Genomic DNA, 17,686 nt, shown 5'->3' with positions numbered 1-17,686 from the left:
ACCGTTTCCATTCTCGGCCCCCCAGCAGGACGTGACGGTCGGCCCCACACCTACGGACAGGGCCGCGCTAGATCAAACCCCGCATTCCGCACGCGCGAGGCCGCGTTGACCCCCGGCGTGCGGTACCCGGAGGATCGTGTCGCTCATGGCGGCGCATGCGGCGCTATTGGCCGCCGGTGCCGATGCGAATCGGATAAGGGAGGCCTCCATGCCGCGATTCCGAAAGTGCCCGCCATGCCGCGCGAAACCAACCTTATCCTTTGCCCCGTCAACCTGCGCCACGCGCGGATCGAATACAATGCCTACCAAGAAGCCGTCGAGATGGCGCAGCGCCGGGGCGCGAAACTGATCGTGGCGACCGTCGCGCCCGAGATCGAGCGCAACATGAACATCTACGACTCGGAACTGTACTGGGGTGACGAGCTAAAGAAGTTCATCGCGGCCCACCCGGCCGAGGGTGTCGAGGTGGAAACGCTCGTCCGCAAGGGGGCGGTGCACCGCCAGATCGTCAAGCTGGCGGACGAGCGCAAGGTGGATCTCATCGTGATGGAGGCCGCCAACCCCAAGGTGCAGGATTATCTTCTGGGCACCACGGCCAGCCATGTCGTGACCCATGCCGAATGCTCGGTCTACGTGGTGCGGTCATCGGATTAACCGGACTTGTTGAAAAGCCGCGTCGCGTTGAAAAGTTCGTCCAGCTTTTCGTACCGGTCGCGCGTGCGCGGCCAGCTTTCTTCCTGTACGGCGGCGATGAGGGCCTCGAGCAGCATCATCGTCGCTACGTTAGAATCCCAAGCCGAGGGGATCTCGACCCAGCAGGAGAACGTGTGGTCGGCCACGTCCGCCACCGGGCTGATCCATTGATCGGTGATCAGCAGAACGCGCACGTCGCGTTCCTTGGCGATCTCGGCCAGTCTCAGCAGGTTGTTTTCGTACCGCCGGATGTCGAACATCAGCAGGGTGTCGCCGGGTTCCATGTCCAGCACGTAATGCGGCCATGTCGCCGATGAGGCCGTCATGTGCGTGACGCGTTCGCGCACCGCCTGAAAATGGGTGAAGGCGTAATCGGCCAGGGCCCGCGTGATCCGCCCGCCGACGACGTACAGCCGGTGCCGCGTGTCGGCAAGCTGCGTCGCGGCGGCGTCGAAACGCGCCGTATCGATGTTCGAGAATGTTTGCTCGATGTTCTGTGTCACCGCGCCGGCGAACCGGTTGAGGTGATGCGTCTCCGGTGCCTCCGAGGCCCAGTTGGCCCGCCGCTGCGTGGGGCCCGAAACCTTGGCTTCCAGTTCGCCCAGAAGCGCCTGATGGAATTGCGGATAGCCCTTGAACCCCAGCTTTTGCACCATCCGCGCGACCGTGGGTGTCGAGACACCGGCATTGGCTGCGACCACGGTGATCGAAGCCAGTCCCGCCGCGGGATAGTTGTCCAGCAGCGATTGGGCGAACTTCCGCTCCGACTGCGTGAGCGTCGTGTAATGCTCGCGGATCAATTCGCGCACGGTGGTGTGCGATTGTGTCACTGGTGCGTCGCCTCGTTGCCTCCGTGATGCATGGCGCACGGAAAACAGGCGGTACGCTGCTCCGGCGCCCAATGCTGGCTGAAAACATATTGACATAAAATTTCGACTGTGGAAACTTTTTTACAGCTACCGGGGGAATGAATGCCGAGCACCGACATTTCCGAGATGTCCGAGGCCGTCGAGATCATCGACGCGCAGGCGGCGGGCCGCGCGGTTGTCCTGTGCGAGCATGCGTCACATCACATCCCCGCCCGGTATGCCGGGCTCGGGCTCGCCCCCGGCGAGGGGATCGGCCACGTGGCATGGGATCCGGGCGCGCGCGACCTGGCCATGATCCTGGCGAGGCAGCTGGAGGCGCCCATGATCGCCGGGCGCGTCTCGCGGCTTGTCTATGACTGCAACCGCCCGCCCGAGGCACCAAGCGCGATGCCCGAAAAATCCGAAACCGTCGATATCCCCGGTAATCGCGCACTTGGCGCAGCCGAAAGGGAGGAGCGTGTCGAATCGATCTACAGCCCTTTCCGCGCCGCGGTTCAGGGCCTGCTGGACAAGCGGCGGCAGGCCGGGTTGCCGACGGCATTGATCACCGTGCACAGTTTCACGCCCTCGTGGTTCGGCACGCCGCGCGAGGTCGAAATCGGGATCCTTCACGACAGAGACGCGCGACTGGCCGACGCGATGCTCGACCGCGCCGCGACCCTGCCGCGGCGCATCGTGCGCCGGAACGAGCCCTACGGCCCGCAGGACGGCGTCACCCATTCGCTGAAGCTGTACGGCCTCGCGAACGGCCTGCCCAACGTGATGATCGAGGTGCGAAATGACCTGCTGCAAACGCCCGCGGCGCAGGAAGAGGTCGCGGCGGAGATTCTGTCGATGCTGACGCCGGCATTGAATGATTGCCTGCCTCGCGTGGAGGGGACGCCCCGTGCCTAGACCGATTGTCGCCTACGTCCGCGCCATCGACGCGATGAACCGTTTCATCGGGCGGATCACGATGTACCTGATCTTCGTGCTTGTCGCGATCCTGCTGTGGTCGTCGGTTTCCAAGACCTTCTTCGATCCCTCGCTTTGGACGCTGGAGACTGCGCAGTTCGTGATGGTCGCCTATTACGTGCTGGGCGGGCCGTACTCGGTCCAGCTTGGGTCCAACGTCCGGATGGACCTTTTCTATGGCGACTGGACACCACGCCAGAAAGCGTGGATGGACGGGATAACGGTGTGGTTCCTGATCTTCTACCTCGGGGTGCTGCTTTATGGTGCCGTGGGGTCCACCGCCTACTCGCTGGGATATTTCGGAACCGAGCCGTTCGCCTTCTTCTGGGATCTGGCCGCTACCTTCGTGACGCAGGGCGCCGATGCCGCCGGCGAGAAGCTGGGTTTCCTCGAGCGCAGCCGCACCGTCTGGCGGCCATACCTGTGGCCGGTGAAGACGTTGCTCTGCCTCGGCGTGTTCCTGATGTTGCTGCAATGCCTTGCCGAATTCTTCCGCGATATCGGCCGTGTCCGCGGGGAGGCGCTCTGAGATGTCGCACGAGTTGATCGCGATCCTGATGTTCTCCTCGATGATGCTCATGCTGTTCACGGGGCAGCGTGTGTTTGGCGCCATCGGGTTCGTCGGGGCGGCCGCCGGGTTGCTGCTGTGGGGGACGGGCGGTGTCGACGTGCCCTTCTCGGCGGCGATGAAGCTGATGAAATGGTATCCGCTGCTGACCCTGCCGATGTTCATCTTCATGGGCTACGTCCTGAGCGAATCCAAGATCGCCGACGACCTGTACCGCATGTTCCATGTCTGGATGGGGCCGGTGAAAGGGGGGCTGGCGATCGGGACGATCGGGCTGATGGTTCTGATCTCGGCGATGAACGGGCTCAGCGTGGCCGGCATGGCCATCGGCGCGACCATCGCCCTGCCCGAACTGCTGCGCCGCGGGTATGACAAGATCATGGTGACGGGGGTGATACAGGCCGGGTCGTCGCTGGGCATCCTCGTGCCGCCCTCCGTCGTGCTGGTGCTCTACGCGATGATCGCGCGGCAGCCGGTGGGACAACTCTGGCTGGCGGGGGTGATCCCGGGGCTGATGATGGCCACGCTGTTCATTATCTACATCTATGTTCGCTGCCGGGTGCAGCCGCATCTGGGGCCGGTGCTCCCGGCGGAAGAGCGCGACGTTTCGATGTCCGAAAAGCTGCGCCTGCTGCGGGCCGGGCTTCTGCCGCTGGCCATTTTCGCGGTGATGATGTTTCCCTTCGTCAAGGGCTGGACGTCACTGGTGGAGAGTTCAGCCATCGGGGCCACGGCGGCCTTCGTCGCGGCGATCCTCAAGGGGCGGATGACGCGCGAGGTGTTCGAGAACAGCGTGCGCCAGACGCTGGCCGTGTCCTGCATGTTCATGTGGATCATCCTCGCGGCGCTCGGGTTCGGCGCGATCTTCGATGGCCTCGGCGCGGTGAACGCCATCGAGGACCTCTTTACCGAGAAGCTGGGCCTGAACCCGTGGCTGATCCTGATCCTGATGCAGCTCAGCTTCATCCTGATGGGCACGTTCCTCGACGACACGGCGATGCTGGTGATCGTCGCGCCGCTTTACGTGCCACTGGTCGGGCAACTCGGGTTCGACCTGATCTGGTATGGCGTGCTCTACACGATCACGACCCAGATCGCCTACATGACGCCGCCGTTCGGCTACAACCTGTTCCTGATGCGCGCGATGGCCCCGCCCGAGATCGGGCTGCGCGATATCTACGTGTCGATCGTGCCCTTCGTGTTGGTGATGGTCGTCGCGCTGACCGTGGTCATGGTGTTTCCCGAGGTCGCGCTGTGGCTGCCTGATTACGTCTATGGAAAATAACCCCAAGAAGAGCCCCGGCAGGGGGCCGGAATTCTGACAAGGAGAGAAGAAAATGACGACAAGACGCAAGTTTCTGACCACCGCCGGGGCCGGAGCCGTCGCGGCGCCGCTGGCTTCGCCGGCCATCGCCCAGTCAAAGATCACGTGGCGGATGCAGACCTATGCCGGCCCCGCGCTGGCCGAACACGTGGTCAAGCCGGCGATCGACATGTTCAACCGCATCGCCGGCGACAGGATGCAGATCGAGCTCTACTTCGCCGATCAGCTGGTGCCGACGGGTGAGCTGTTCCGCGCGATGCAACGCGGCACGATCGACGCGGTGCAATCCGACGACGACTCGATGGCGTCGCCGACAGAGGTGACGGTCTTCGGCGGGTACTTTCCCTTCGGATCGCGCTACTCGCTGGATGTGCCGGTGCTGTTCAACCAGTACGGTCTCAAGGAAATCTGGGAAGAGGAATACGCCAAGGTCGGCGTGCAGCATATCAGCGCCGGCGCGTGGGACCCGTGCCATTTCGCCACGAAGGATCCGATCCGCAGCCTTGCCGACCTCGAAGGCAAGCGCGTCTTCACCTTCCCGACCGCGGGCCGGTTCCTGTCGCAGTTCGGGGTGGTTCCCGTCACCCTGCCATGGGAGGATATCGAGGTCGCCGTGCAGACGGGTGAGCTTGACGGGATCGCGTGGTCGGGCATCACCGAGGATTACACGGTGGGTTGGGCCGACGTGACCAACTATTTCCTCACCAACAATATCTCGGGCGCGTGGTGCGGTTCCTTCTTTGCCAATCAGGGCCGCTGGAACGAACTGCCCGAGGACTTGCAGACGCTGTTCCGCGTGTGCTGCGACCAGTCGCATTACTACCGACAGTGGTGGTACTGGGGCGGCGAGGCTCGCCTGCGCGTGCACGGCGAGAAGATGGAACTGACCTCGATCCCGGATTCCGAGTGGGCGACCGTCGAGACGGCGGCGCGCGAATTCTGGGACGAGATCGCCGAGCAGTCCGAGACCAAGCGCAAGGTCGTGGAGATCTTCAAGCAGTACAACGCCGACATGGAGAAAGCCGGTCGGCCGTACCGCTACACCTGAACAGCCACGACAGGCCGGGGCGCATCGGCGCCCCGGCGGATTTCTCAAGCAAGAATACCGGCAGGGTCTTTCGCGGGATCGCGCCGGCGCGGGATGCGAACCGGGGGAGTTGATGACGTTGACATTCGAGGATCTCAAGGCCGGCGTGGCCGCGGGCGACGTGGACACGGTGCTGGCCTGCTTCGTTGACATGCAGGGTCGCCTGATGGGCAAGCGGTTCCACGCGGCCCATTTCGCGGACAGCGCGTGGGAGGAAACCCATTGCTGCAATTACCTGCTGGCCACGGATCTCGAGATGGACACGCCCGACGGCTATGCCGCGACAAGCTGGGCGTCGGGCTATGGCGATTACGTGATGAAGCCCGACCTGGCCACGCTGCGCCCGGTGCCGTGGCTGGACGGTACCGTCATGGTGCTGTGCGACGTGCTGGATCACCACACCCACGCGGCCGTGCCGCATTCTCCGCGCGCGATCCTGAAGGCGCAGCTCGCGCGGCTGTCCGGGATGGGCTTCGAGGCCATGATGGCGACCGAACTGGAATTCTTCCTGTTCGAGAAGAGCTTCGACGAGATTCGCAAGGCGAATTTCCGCGATCTGGCCCCGATCAGCGGCTACAACGAGGATTACCATATCTTCCAGACCACCAAGGAAGAGCACGTGATGCGGCCCGTTCGCAATCACCTCTTCGCGGCCGGGATCCCCGTGGAGAACACCAAGGGCGAGGCCGAGGCCGGGCAGGAAGAGCTCAACATAAAGTACGCGCCGGCTCTGGACACCGCCGATTATCACACGATTTCGAAACACGCGGTCAAGGAAATCGCGTGGCAGCAGGGACATGCCGCGACCTTCCTGCCCAAGTGGCACTACGACAGGGTCGGCTCGTCCAGCCATATCCACCAATCCCTGTGGCGGGACGGCAAGCCGGCTTTCCACGACCCGGCCGACAGCCGCGGGATGTCGGCGCTGATGAAAAGCTACATGGCCGGCCTGCTGAAATACGCGCCCGACGTGACCTATTTCCTTGCGCCTTACATCAACAGCTACAAGCGCTTCCAGAAAGGCACGTTCGCGCCGACCCGCACCGTCTGGTCGGTGGACAACCGCACCGCCGGGTTCCGCCTTTGCGGCGAAGGGACGAAGGCGGTGCGCGTGGAATGCCGGATCGGCGGGTCGGACCTGAACCCCTATCTGGCGATGGCCGCGCAGATCGCCGCCGGGATCGCCGGGATCGAGGAGGCCCTGACGCTGGAGCCGCCACTTTCCGGCGACGCGTATTCGGGGGAGTCGGGCCTGATCCCCCAGACCCTGCGGGCGGCGCGCGACAGCCTCGAAGGCTCGGCCATGCTGCGCGCGGCGCTGGGCGAAGACGTGGTCGATCATTACGTCCGCGCCGCCGAGGTCGAGATCGAGGATCTCGACAGGGCCGTGACGGATTACGAGGTCGCCCGCGGGTTCGAGCGGGCCTGACCGCGGCGCCGGTGGCGTCGGCCGGGCGCCTCCGGCGGGAGTATTTTGGGCAAGATGAAGAGCGTGGGCTCTTGAATGCGATGAGGACATGATGACCGGAACCTTGACATGTATTTCGCCGATCGACGGATCGGTGGTCGCCGAGCGCGAGACCCTGTCACGCGATGCGGCCCGTGCCGCGGCCGGGAAGGCGCGGGCGGCGCAGGCGGACTGGGCGGCCCGCCCACTGGCGGAGCGCACCCGGCTGGTGATGGACGGCGTGGCGGCCGTGGGGGCAATGAACGACGAGATCGTGCCGGAACTGGCGCACATGATGGGCCGGCCCGTGCGGTACGGCGGGGAGTTCGGCGGGTTCGACGAACGCGCCAGCCACATGGCCGCCATCGCCGAGGAGGCGCTGGCCGATATCGCCGTGGGCGAGGATGCCGAGTTCAAGCGCTATATCAAGCGGGTGCCGCATGGCGTGGTTTTCGTGGTGGCGCCGTGGAACTATCCCTACATGACGGCGATCAACACCGTGGCCCCGGCCCTGATCGCCGGCAACAGCGTGATGCTGAAACATGCCACGCAGACTCTGCTTGTGGGGGAGCGCATGGCGCGGGCCTTCCATTCGGCGGGGGTGCCCGAGGATGTTTTCCAGAACGTCTTTCTGGATCATGACACCACGTCGGAGATGATCGCCGGCGGCGCTTTCGATTTCGTCAACTTCACCGGATCCGTCGGTGGCGGCAAGGCGATGGAGCATGCGGCGGCGGGGACCTTCACCGGCATGGGGCTGGAGCTTGGCGGGAAGGACCCGGGCTACGTGATGGAGGATGCGGACCTTGACGCGGCGGTGGACACGCTCATCGACGCCGCGATGTTCAACTCGGGCCAGTGCTGTTGCGGGATCGAGCGGATCTACGTTCACGAGAGCCTGTTCGATGCCTTCATCGACAAGGCCGTGGCGATCGTGGAGGCCTACAAGCTGGGCAATCCGCTGGAGGCCGACACCGATATCGGGCCGATGGCGCATGTCCGCTTTGCCGACGAGGTGCGGTCGCAGATCGACGAAGCGCTGCAGATGGGCGCGACGGCGCATATCGACCGCAAGCCGGCGGATGACGGCGGCGCGTATCTCACGCCGCAGATCCTGACGGGCGTGACCCATGACATGCGTGTGATGCGCGACGAGAGTTTCGGCCCGGTTGTCGGGATCATGCCGGTCAAGGACGACGCCGAGGCGATCCGGCTGATGAATGACAGCGATTTCGGCCTGACCGCCAGCCTGTGGACAGCGGATATCGCGCGCGCCGAATGGGTGGGCGACGCGGTGGAGACGGGCACCGTGTTCATGAACCGCGCCGATTACCTCGACCCGGGGCTTTGCTGGACCGGCTGCAAGCAGACCGGCCGTGGCGGCGGGCTGTCGGTGATCGGGTATCACAACCTCACACGTCCGAAATCCTACCATTTGAAAAAGGTGACGAAATGAAACTTGTCGGAAACTGGTCCTATCCAACGGCCATCCGTTTCGGCGCGGGCCGGATCACCGAGTTGCCCGACGCCTGCGCCGCGGCAGGCATCACGACCCCCCTGCTTGTCACGGACAAGGGGCTGGCGGATCTGCCGGTCACGCGCGGGACGCTCGACATCATGCAGAACGCCGGGCTGGGTGCCGCCATATTCTCGCAGGTCGATCCGAACCCGAACGAGAAGAACCTCGCCGCCGGGGTTGAGGCGTTCAATGCCGGCGGGCATGACGGCGTGATCGCCTTTGGCGGTGGGTCCGGTCTGGACCTCGGGAAAATGGTCGCCTTCATGGCCGGGCAGACGCGACCGGTCTGGGATTTCGAGGATATCGGCGACTGGTGGACGCGTGCCGACGCCGACGCCATCGTCCCGAACATCGCCGTGCCGACCACCGCCGGAACCGGCTCGGAAGTGGGGCGCGCCAGCGTCATCACGAATTCCGAAACGCATGTGAAGAAAATCATCTTTCACCCCAAGGTATTGCCCAGCGTGGTGATCTGCGACCCGGAGCTGACGGTCGGCATGCCGAAGTTCATCACGGCGGGCACGGGGCTCGACGCCTTCGCGCATTGCGTCGAAGCCTATTCCAGCCCGCATTACCACCCGATGAGCCAGGGCATGGCGTTGGAAGGGATGCGGCTGGTCAAGGAGAACCTGCCGCGGGCCTATGAAAACGGCGATGACATCGAGGCACGCGCCCACATGATGAGCGCGGCGGCCATGGGGTCGACCGCCTTCCAGAAGGGGCTTGGTGCGATCCATGCCATGAGCCACCCCATCGGGGCGCATTTCAACACCCATCACGGGACGACCAATGCCGTCTGCATGCCGACGGTGCTGGATTTCAACGCGTCCGCGATCGCCGATCGTTTCGACATGGCCTCGGCCTATCTGGGGATCGAGGGCGGTTTCGACGGGTTCCGCCGTTTCGTGCAGGATTTCAACGAACGTCTTGGTGTCCCGCGCAAGCTGGGCGACCTGGGCGTGACGGCCGAAAGCATCCCCGCGCTGGTCAAGGACGCGCTGACTGATCCGTCCTGCGGCGGCAACCCGGTGGCATTGACCGAGGCGAACGTGACGGAACTGTTCCGCGCGGCGCTCTGACTGGCCGGCGGCTGTTGACCCGGCGCGCTTTTTGGGGTGCGATACTTCCATGGTGCCCGCCCGCCATCGCGGGCGGTCGGTGGTCGCGCCTGACGCGTGACGCAACGAGAAAACGCCCGGCGCATCGCGCGGGGTCGAAGGAACCAACAGGGAGGTGATCATGAAAAAGTATCTGGGTCTGGCGACTGCCGCGGCGATTTCGCTGTCCTTCGCCGGCGAGGCGCTGGCGACGGAGTGGAACGTGTCGCTCTGGGGCAAGCGCCGCGCCTTCACCGAGAACACCGAGAAGCTGGCCGAACTCGTGGCCGAGAAAACGGACGGCGAGTTCACGCTGAACATCAGCTACGGCGGCCTCAGCAAGAACCGCGAGAACCTTGACGGCATTTCGATCGGCGCTTTCGAGATGGCACAGTTCTGCGCGGGCTATCACCGCGACAAGAACCCGACGATCACGGTGCTCGAGCTGCCGTTCCTCGGGGTCGAAACGCTGGATCAGGAACGCGCGTTGTCGATGGCGCTTTATGATCACCCGGCGGTCAAGGAAGACCTGGCGCGCTGGAATGCCACGCTGCTGATGCCCTCGCCCTTGCCACAATACAACCTTGTGGGGCTTGGTGAGGCGCCGGAGGGCCTTGATGATTTCGAGGGGCTGAGCGTCCGGGCCACTGGCGGTATCGGGGCCGCGATGGAGGCCACGGGCGCCGTGCCGACCTCGATGTCAGCGACCGAGGTGCGTCAGGCCATGGATAGCGGGGTGGTCAAGGCGGTCGCCTTCGCGCCACACGCGCACATGGCCTTCGGAACCATCGAGAACGGCAAGTGGTGGACGACGAACCTCAACCCCGGGACGGTGAATTGCCCGGTCGTGGCCAACACTGATGCACTGAACGACCTGTCCGACACGCATCGCGAGGCGCTGATGAGTTCGATAGACGAGGCGCTGGACCACTATGTCGACAATTACACCAACAACACGATGGAGGCGTGGGGCCCGGCGCTGGATGAACGCGGAATCGAGCGGGTGACCTTCGGCCAAGAATCGCTCGCCGCGTTCGAAGAGGCCGTGGCCGGCCCGGCCGCCGCGGCCTGGATCGAGGACATGGGCAACCGCGGCCTGCCGGCACAGGAGCTTTATGACTTCGTCACCGGCAAGCTGGCGGAACTCAAGACAGATTCCTGATCGTGGTCCGCTGCCCCGGCTTGGTCCGGGGCGGCCCGACGTCGTAACCGCATCCTCAGGAGTGACCCATGGCCGGTGCCGCCTCGGTTCTGACCGATGACAGCCGCCTCAGCCGGCTGGATCGCGGTCTTCTGCGTCTGGAACGCTTTTTCGCGTTGCTCAGCGGGCTTGCCGTTTTCGCCCTGATGATCCTTGCCGTGATATCGGTCGGCGGTCGCAATTTCTTCAATCAGCCCTTGCCGGGGTACGTGGACTGGATCGAACAGGCCATGCCCCTGATCGCCTTCATGGGCGTGTCCTACGTGATGCGCGAGGGCGCGCATATCCGCATGGACATCGTCGTTGGGGTGCTCAGGGGCCGGGTGCTCTATTTCGTGGAACTGCTTACGACATTGGCCGTGCTGGCGCTGATGGTTCTGCTGGTCTGGGGAAGCTGGGCGCATTTCGACCGCAGCTTCGACTGGAACGCCCCGCTCTGGAGCCGCGACAGCACGATGGACATCGCGCTACCGATCTGGCCCGCGAAACTGCTGGCACCGGTCGCCTTTTCGGTGCTTTGCCTGCGGCTGGGCCTGCAGGCGTGGGGATTCGGCCGGGCGCTGGTCAGCGGCACGACGCGGCCGGTGGCGGTGCCGCTGGTGCTGGACGCGGCGACGCAGGCACAGATGGAGGCCGAGCATGTCTCGGGCCGTGATGAGTGAAAGGCGCGCTGATGGACCCGATTGATATCGGCCTTGCCGTGACCGGCGGCTTGCTGTTGCTGGTCGTGCTGGGAATGCGCGTCGCCTTTGCCGCGGCCCTCGCGGGCATGATCGGGTTGATCTGGATATTCTGGTCGAAAAAGGGCTATGATGCCGAGGAATTCGGCTGGGCGCTGACCGTCGCCGCCAAAACGGCCGGACAGGTGCCCCATTCCAAGGTATCCAGTCAGGCGCTCAGCCTCATCCCCACCTTCATCCTGATCGGGTACCTTGCCTATTACGCGGGGCTGACCAAGGCGCTTTTCGAGGCGGCGAAGCGCTGGATCGCGTGGGTGCCGGGCGGGCTCGCCGTCTCGACGGTGTTCGCCACGGCCGGCTTTGCCGCGGTGTCCGGCGCCAGCGTGGCAACGGCCGCGGTTTTCGCGCGCATTGCCATCCCCGAGATGCTCAAGATCGGCTATGACAAGCGTTTCGCGTCCGGTGTCGTTGCCGCCGGCGGGACGCTGGCAAGCCTGATTCCCCCGTCGGCGATCCTCGTGATCTATGCCATCATCGTGGAGCAGGACGTCGGCAAGCTGCTGCTGGCCGGTTTCATACCCGGGGCATTCTCGGCCGTTGTCTATGCCTCGCTCATCATCGGCATGGCGCTGCTGATCAAGGGGTTCGGCCCGCCGGTCGGCGGGTTCACGTGGCGCGAACGCCTTGTGTCATTGCCGCCCGCGCTGCCCATCGTCTTCGTCGTCGTGACGATCATCTTCTTCGTCTACAACCCGTTCGGCGGCGATGCGTGGGGCACCCCAACCGAGGGTGGCGCGATCGGCGCTTTCGTCGTGTTCTGCATGGCTGTCTGGCGCGGGATGCGCTGGCCGCAGCTCAAGGATGCGCTGCTGGAAACCGCCAAGCTCAGCGTGATGATCTTCACGATCATCTGGGGGGTGTTGATTTATGTGCGCTTTCTGGGCTTCGCGGATCTGCCCGGCGCGTTTGCCGCGTGGATTACCTCGCTGACCGTCTCGCCCATGCTGATCCTGGTCTGCATCCTGCTGGCCTATGCCGTGCTCGGCATGTTCATGGACGCGATCGGGATGTTGCTGTTGACGCTGCCGGTGGTCTACCCGGCCGTCATGGCGCTGAACGGCGGCGAGTTCGTGTCGGCGGCCGACAGTACCTTCGGCATGTCGGGGCCGATGTGCGCGATCTGGTTCGGCATCCTCGTGGTCAAGATGGCGGAATTCTGCCTGATCACGCCGCCCATCGGGCTCAACTGTTTCGTGGTCGCCGGCGTGCGGCCCGATCTCAGCGTTCAGGACGTTTTCAAGGGCGTGATGCCCTTCTTCATCGCCGACGCGGTCACGATCGCCCTGCTGGTGGCTTTCCCGATGATCGTGCTGTGGCTGCCCGGGCTGGTCTGACGGCCTCGAATATCCGCGCAAATTGAAATGTTAATCCATGCGTAATGCCGGGTCTGCTACCCCTTTCCACGGGTGAGTAGAAAGGTGGTGGACATGCGCGCGCCGGGCGATAACGTCGCGCCAGTCATCATCAGGAAGAAAAAGAAGGTTACCGGCGGTGACGGGCATCACGGCGGCGCGTGGAAAGTCGCCTACGCAGATTTCGTCACCGCGATGATGGCTTTCTTCCTGTTGATGTGGCTTCTGAACGCGACAACCGAGAAACAGAGAAAGGGCATTGCCGATTATTTCAGCCCGACGGTTCCGGTGAACCGGATATCGGGCGGGGGTGACGGGATGTTCGGCGGTGACAGCGTCTTTTCCGAGGATCAGTTGCCGCAGAACGGCACCGGCGCGACAAACCTGCGCCCGACGGAACGCCAGCAGGCCCGCGGCGAGACAGGTGTCTCGCCCGAGGGTGCCGGGCAGGGGCGCATGTCGGCCGACCGGGAACGATTCGAGGAAATGGAAGAGGTCCTGATGGGCCGCGGCGGTGAAAGCACGGTGTCGCACGAAACGCGCCGGCATATCGTCACGCGCGTGACCGACGAGGGCCTTGTCGTCGAATTGTTCGACAGGCCCGGTGCAACGCTGTTCAGACCGGGCACGTCCGAGCCCACGCCGCTGCTGCGTGACCTGTCCGATCTGCTGGCGACGGCCGCGACGATGGTGGAAAACGGCCTCGCGCTCGAAGGTCACACGCGCGCGCGACCGGTGACGCTTCTGTCCAGCCCGGTGTGGCGCCTGTCAGCGCGGCGGGCCGACCGGATGCGAAGCTTGCTGGAATCGGCTGGCATGGACCCGACCCGCATACGCCGTCTCACCGGGCATGCCGACCGCGAGCCGGCCACCCGCGACCCGATGGCGATCCGCAATGACAGGCTGGAGGTCATCTTCTTGCGGTCCGACATGTAACGCGGATTTTATCTGTTAGCGCCCTGTTAAATCGTCATGCGTATGCGTTGTGGTCGAGATCAACTCTCGATGCAGCAGAAAGGCGTGTACATGACGATTTCCTCCTCCTTGAATGCCGGCGTCGCCGGGCTGAGTTCGAATGCCGCGCGCCTCGCGGGGATTTCGGACAACATCTCGAACTCCGCGACCTTCGGTTACAAGCGCGTGCAGACGGATTTCCAATCGCTCGTCATCTCTTCCGGCGGCGGCAGCTACGCGGCCGGGGGGGTGCGATCCTCCACGCAAAGACTGATCGACGAAAGCGGCTCGCTCGTCACCACGTCGAACCCGACAGACCTTGCCGTCAGGGGGCGCGGGATGCTCCCGGTTGCCGAATCCAGCCAGATTGATGCCGACAACGGAAACCCGCAGATGCTGCTGAGCAGCACGGGATCGTTCCGGACAGACGCCGACGGGATGCTGAGAACCGAATCCGGGTTGGTCCTGCTGGGCTGGCCGGCGAACCCCGACGGTACCGTGCCCGAGTTCCCGCGCGACACGAGCGAAGGGCTCGAACCCGTGGAGATAAACGTCAACCAGCTCACGGGTGAGCCGACGACCGAGGTGAACCTCGGCGTCAATCTGCCCGCCACCGGGACACGTTTCGACGCGAACGGCGATCCGGAGCAGCTGTCGGTGGAATATTTCGACAACCTTGGCACATCCGAGAACATCCAGATCGAGTTCACGCCGACCATCCCTGCCAACGCGTCGTCGAACGAATGGACGATGACCCTGACGGATTCCGCCCAGAATGATGCGCTTATCGGTGAATATGTGCTGACTTTCGACGATGCGCGTGCCTCCGGCGGGACGTTGCTGGATGTTCAGACCATCCAAGGGGATCCGTATGATCCGGCGACCGGCCGACTTTCCGTCGATGTCGAAGGCGGGCCCATGGAAATCAATATCGGGCGGCTCGGCGCATCGGACGGGCTCACGCAGCTTTCCGACAGCTTCGCGCCGCTCTCCATTTCCAAGGACGGCTCGCCCGTGGGCAACATGACGTCGGCCGAGGTTGACGAGAACGGTTTCGTGCGCGCCACGTTCGATACCGGGATCAGCCGTGTCATCTACCAGGTTCCGCTGGTCGACCTGCCGAATCCGAACGGCATGATTGCCATGGATCAGCAGACATACCTGCCTTCGCCGGAAAGCGGCACGTTTTTCCTCTGGAATGCGGGTGATGGACCTACCGGGGATGTCGTTTCCTTCGCGAGGGAGGAATCCGCCACCGATGTGGCCAGCGAACTCACCAGCATGATCCAGACCCAGCGTGCCTATTCCTCGAACGCCAAGGTCATCCAGACCGTGGACGAGATGCTGCAGGAAACCACCAACATCAAGCGCTGAATCTTTCGGCCTGACAGTCGCTTGATCCAGCCAGAGCAAGGCGATCCGACATGAGTTTGACATCTGCATTGAACGCCGCGATCAGTGGTCTCAACGCGAATTCGCGCGCCGTCAGCGTCGTGTCCTCAAACCTCGCCAATGCGTTGACACAGGGATACGCCCCGCGGTCGCTCGCGCTCGAGGCTGACGGCGCGGGTCCGGGCGTGCGCCCCGCCGGGGTCGTGCGGAACGTTGACACGCAACTGGTTCAGGAAAGGCGTCTGGCCACCAGCGCCCTCGGCCAAGCGGAAACCGGGGCCGCTTTTCTCTCGCGCATCGAGGGGTTGATCGGCACCCCGGATCAGGCGGGCTCACTCTCTGCCCGGCTCACCGCGTTCGAGTCGGACCTGGTGTCGGCTGCCAACAGGCCCGAGGCCGGGCAGAGCCTGCAGGCGGCGGTGAACAGCGCAAAGGCGCTGACAGGCGAATTCGTCGCGATTTCCTCCGGCCTGCAGGCGATGCGCAGCGAGGCCGAAAGCGCCATTTCCCGGGCGGTGGGCACGATCAATTCAACCCTGTCGGAGATCGAGACGTTGAACGCCGGTATCGCGTCGGCGCGTGCGCAAGGTCGGGAAACCGCCGGGCTCGAGGATACGCGCCAGAAAGCGATCGATCGCATGGCGGAATTCCTGCCGCTGAGACAGGCACCGCGCGACAATGGCATGGTGGCCCTTTTCACCAAGGGCGGGGCCACGCTTGTTGACGGGCCTGCCGCGCAGCTCGAGTTCACACCCGCCAATGTCATCGCGCCGCACATGACCGCCGAAAACGGTCTTCTGAATGGCTTGACCATCAATGGTGTGCCTGTCCCCGTCTCGGCCGATGACGGGCCTGTCGGCGGCGGGCGGCTTGCCACCCTTTTCACCATCAGGGACGAAACGGCGGTCAATGCGCAGGCGGATCTGGATGCGCTGGCCCGCAACCTTGTTGAACGATTTCAGCAAGCCGGGCTCGACCCGTCGCGTGGCGTGGGCGCGCCGGGCCTGTTCACCGATTCCGGCAGCGTTTTTGACCCGGCCGACGAAACCGGCTTGTCCGGGCGGCTGGCGCTCAACACCGCGGTCGATCCCGCCTCCGGCGGGGCGCCGTGGCGGCTTCGCGATGGGTTGGGCGCCACCGCGCCGGGCGCCGCCGGAGACGGCAGCCTGTTGCGTCAACTTTCGGATGTGTTGGTGGCCGAGGACACGCTTGCCTCCGGCGCCCTCGGCGCGGCGGCCCGCAGTGCCTCGGGTCACGTTGCGGGGTTCGTGTCGCAGGTATCCCAGGCACGCGTGGCGCAGGATCAGTCGGTCAGTTTCGCCGCGTCGCGCCATTCCGAGTTGGCCGCGCAGGAGGCGCGGGGCGGCGTGGACTCCGATCTCGAGCTTCAGCGACTTCTCTCCATCGAGCAGGCGTACAGCGCCAATGCGCGAATGATCGAGACTGTGGACGAAATGATGCAGACATTGTTGAGGGTATAGGAAATGAATTTCACATCGGTAGGTGATCTCGCGCAGACCCTCGTGCAGAGCCGCAGTGGTGGCGAGGTCAAGGCACGGATCGGCCGTTTGACGAATGAATTGTCCAGCGGCATCGCGCAGGATGTTCCACGACACCTGTCAGGGAATCTTGACCAACTTGCCCACCTGGAACGGCGTCTGGGCGTGACCGGGCGGTACCGGACAGCGGCAGCGTTGGCGCTCAGCGATATGTCAGTGATGCAATCCAGCCTGGACCGGGTCCAGTCCCTCGGGCAGGAACTTGCGGGTCGGGCCGCTGCCATCAGCACGATGCAGAACCCGCCGACCGTCGCGGTTCTGGGTGATCAAGCCCGCGGGGCGCTGAGCGAGGTGGTCGCCGCGATGAACGCCCAGAATGCCGGTCGCGCCCTGTTCGCCGGGGCAGACGTTGACGGTCAGGTGCTCGCCCCTTCCGAGGACATTCTGGCGCTCGCGCGCGCCGCCGTCTCCGGGGCGACTACGGCCGCCGACGTGCGGGCCGAGCTGGACTCGTTTTTCGCAGCCGGCGGTACGTTCGAGACGGATGTGTTCCGCGGCACGTCAGCCGGTGATCTGACATACAAGCTGGATGCCGGTGAAACCATCACGGCCGCCACACGTGCCGACGACGCGGTGATCCGCGATGTCCTAGCCAATATGATGTCGGTGGCGCTGGCCGATGATCCGGCGCTGACACTGGATGATGCGCAACGGCGTGACCTTGCCAGCGGCGCCGGCACCGCCCTGATGGGCGCCGATACCGAACTCGCGGAAATCCGCGGCGGCCTGGGTACGGCGGAGGCGCAGGCCGAACGAAGCGCCGCACGCCTAGAAGCCGAAGCCACCAGCCTGCGAACAGCCCGACAGGAGCTTGTCGGAATAGACCGTTTCGCCACCGCAAGCGAGCTCGAGGCGGCTCAAGGACAACTTGAGACGATATTCACGGTGGCGGCGCGAAGCGCAAGCCTCAGCCTGGTGAATTTCCTGTGA

At 64.4% G+C, this 17,686-nt stretch carries 16 protein-coding genes; 15 read left to right on the top strand and 1 reads right to left on the bottom strand.

The annotated features are described in order from the left end of the window. Positions 1–234: 234 nt before the first annotated feature. Positions 235–654 (top strand): universal stress protein, encoded by a 420-nt coding sequence (locus ACH107_RS02170; RefSeq protein ID WP_412504461.1) that lies wholly within the window; start codon positions 235–237, stop codon positions 652–654. On the opposite strand, the gene ACH107_RS02165 is transcribed toward ACH107_RS02170, so the two are convergent. Then, the gene (locus ACH107_RS02165) at positions 651–1,523 is read right to left on the bottom strand and encodes a MurR/RpiR family transcriptional regulator (protein WP_412504460.1); all 873 of its coding nucleotides are present in this window, start codon (positions 1,521–1,523) and stop codon (positions 651–653) included. The two genes, ACH107_RS02170 and ACH107_RS02165, sit on opposite strands and share 4 nt — an antisense overlap. A 141-nt stretch (positions 1,524–1,664) precedes the next feature. On the opposite strand from ACH107_RS02165, the gene ACH107_RS02160 reads away from it, so the two are divergent. From ACH107_RS02160 to ACH107_RS02095, 14 genes are all read left to right on the top strand, one after another. Further along, a complete protein-coding gene (locus tag ACH107_RS02160; protein WP_412504459.1) occupies positions 1,665–2,456 on the top strand; it encodes an N-formylglutamate amidohydrolase in 792 nt (263 codons plus the stop codon). After that, complete coding sequence (locus ACH107_RS02155; protein ID WP_412504458.1) at positions 2,449–3,045, top strand: TRAP transporter small permease subunit; 597 nt, start codon at positions 2,449–2,451, stop codon at positions 3,043–3,045. The genes ACH107_RS02160 and ACH107_RS02155 overlap by 8 nt, the downstream gene beginning before the upstream one ends. 1 nt (position 3,046) lies before the next feature. Next, positions 3,047–4,369: a TRAP transporter large permease gene (locus ACH107_RS02150; protein WP_412504457.1), complete on the top strand. Its 1,323-nt coding sequence runs from the start codon at positions 3,047–3,049 to the stop codon at positions 4,367–4,369. Between the two features lie 52 nt (positions 4,370–4,421). Then, a complete protein-coding gene (locus tag ACH107_RS02145) occupies positions 4,422–5,456 on the top strand; it encodes a TRAP transporter substrate-binding protein (RefSeq protein ID WP_412504456.1) in 1,035 nt (344 codons plus the stop codon). A 112-nt stretch (positions 5,457–5,568) separates the two neighbouring features. Then, on the top strand, positions 5,569–6,924 hold the full coding sequence (locus ACH107_RS02140) for a glutamine synthetase family protein (protein WP_412504455.1): 1,356 nt from the start codon (positions 5,569–5,571) through the stop codon (positions 6,922–6,924). A 91-nt stretch (positions 6,925–7,015) separates the two neighbouring features. Further along, complete coding sequence (locus ACH107_RS02135; protein ID WP_412504454.1) at positions 7,016–8,398, top strand: aldehyde dehydrogenase family protein; 1,383 nt, start codon at positions 7,016–7,018, stop codon at positions 8,396–8,398. After that, complete coding sequence (locus ACH107_RS02130) at positions 8,395–9,540, top strand: iron-containing alcohol dehydrogenase (RefSeq protein WP_412504453.1); 1,146 nt, start codon at positions 8,395–8,397, stop codon at positions 9,538–9,540. Before ACH107_RS02135 ends, ACH107_RS02130 begins: the two co-directional genes overlap by 4 nt. A gap of 160 nt (positions 9,541–9,700) precedes the next feature. Next, positions 9,701–10,720, top strand: a complete 1,020-nt coding sequence (locus ACH107_RS02125; RefSeq protein ID WP_412504452.1) for a C4-dicarboxylate TRAP transporter substrate-binding protein — start codon at positions 9,701–9,703, stop codon at positions 10,718–10,720. A 68-nt stretch (positions 10,721–10,788) separates the two neighbouring features. Continuing rightward, positions 10,789–11,421 (top strand): TRAP transporter small permease subunit, encoded by a 633-nt coding sequence (locus ACH107_RS02120; protein ID WP_412504451.1) that lies wholly within the window; start codon positions 10,789–10,791, stop codon positions 11,419–11,421. A gap of 11 nt (positions 11,422–11,432) precedes the next feature. Continuing rightward, positions 11,433–12,833 carry a TRAP transporter large permease gene (locus tag ACH107_RS02115; RefSeq protein ID WP_412504450.1) on the top strand — a complete coding sequence of 467 codons (1,401 nt, stop codon included), beginning with the start codon at positions 11,433–11,435 and terminating at the stop codon, positions 12,831–12,833. A 93-nt stretch (positions 12,834–12,926) separates the two neighbouring features. Further along, a complete protein-coding gene (locus ACH107_RS02110; RefSeq protein WP_412504449.1) occupies positions 12,927–13,787 on the top strand; it encodes a flagellar motor protein MotB in 861 nt (286 codons plus the stop codon). Between the two features lie 90 nt (positions 13,788–13,877). Further along, positions 13,878–15,179, top strand: coding sequence for a flagellar hook protein FlgE (locus tag ACH107_RS02105; protein WP_412504448.1), 1,302 nt, complete (start codon positions 13,878–13,880; stop codon positions 15,177–15,179). A 50-nt stretch (positions 15,180–15,229) separates the two neighbouring features. Further along, on the top strand, positions 15,230–16,678 hold the full coding sequence (gene flgK, locus ACH107_RS02100) for a flagellar hook-associated protein FlgK (RefSeq protein WP_412504447.1): 1,449 nt from the start codon (positions 15,230–15,232) through the stop codon (positions 16,676–16,678). 3 nt (positions 16,679–16,681) lie between these two features. Next, complete coding sequence (locus ACH107_RS02095) at positions 16,682–17,686, top strand: flagellin (protein WP_412504446.1); 1,005 nt, start codon at positions 16,682–16,684, stop codon at positions 17,684–17,686.

The sequence above is a fragment of the Roseovarius halophilus (ex Wu et al. 2025) genome, assembly GCF_047086965.1.
This window is presented reverse-complemented; position numbering and strand designations above follow the sequence as displayed.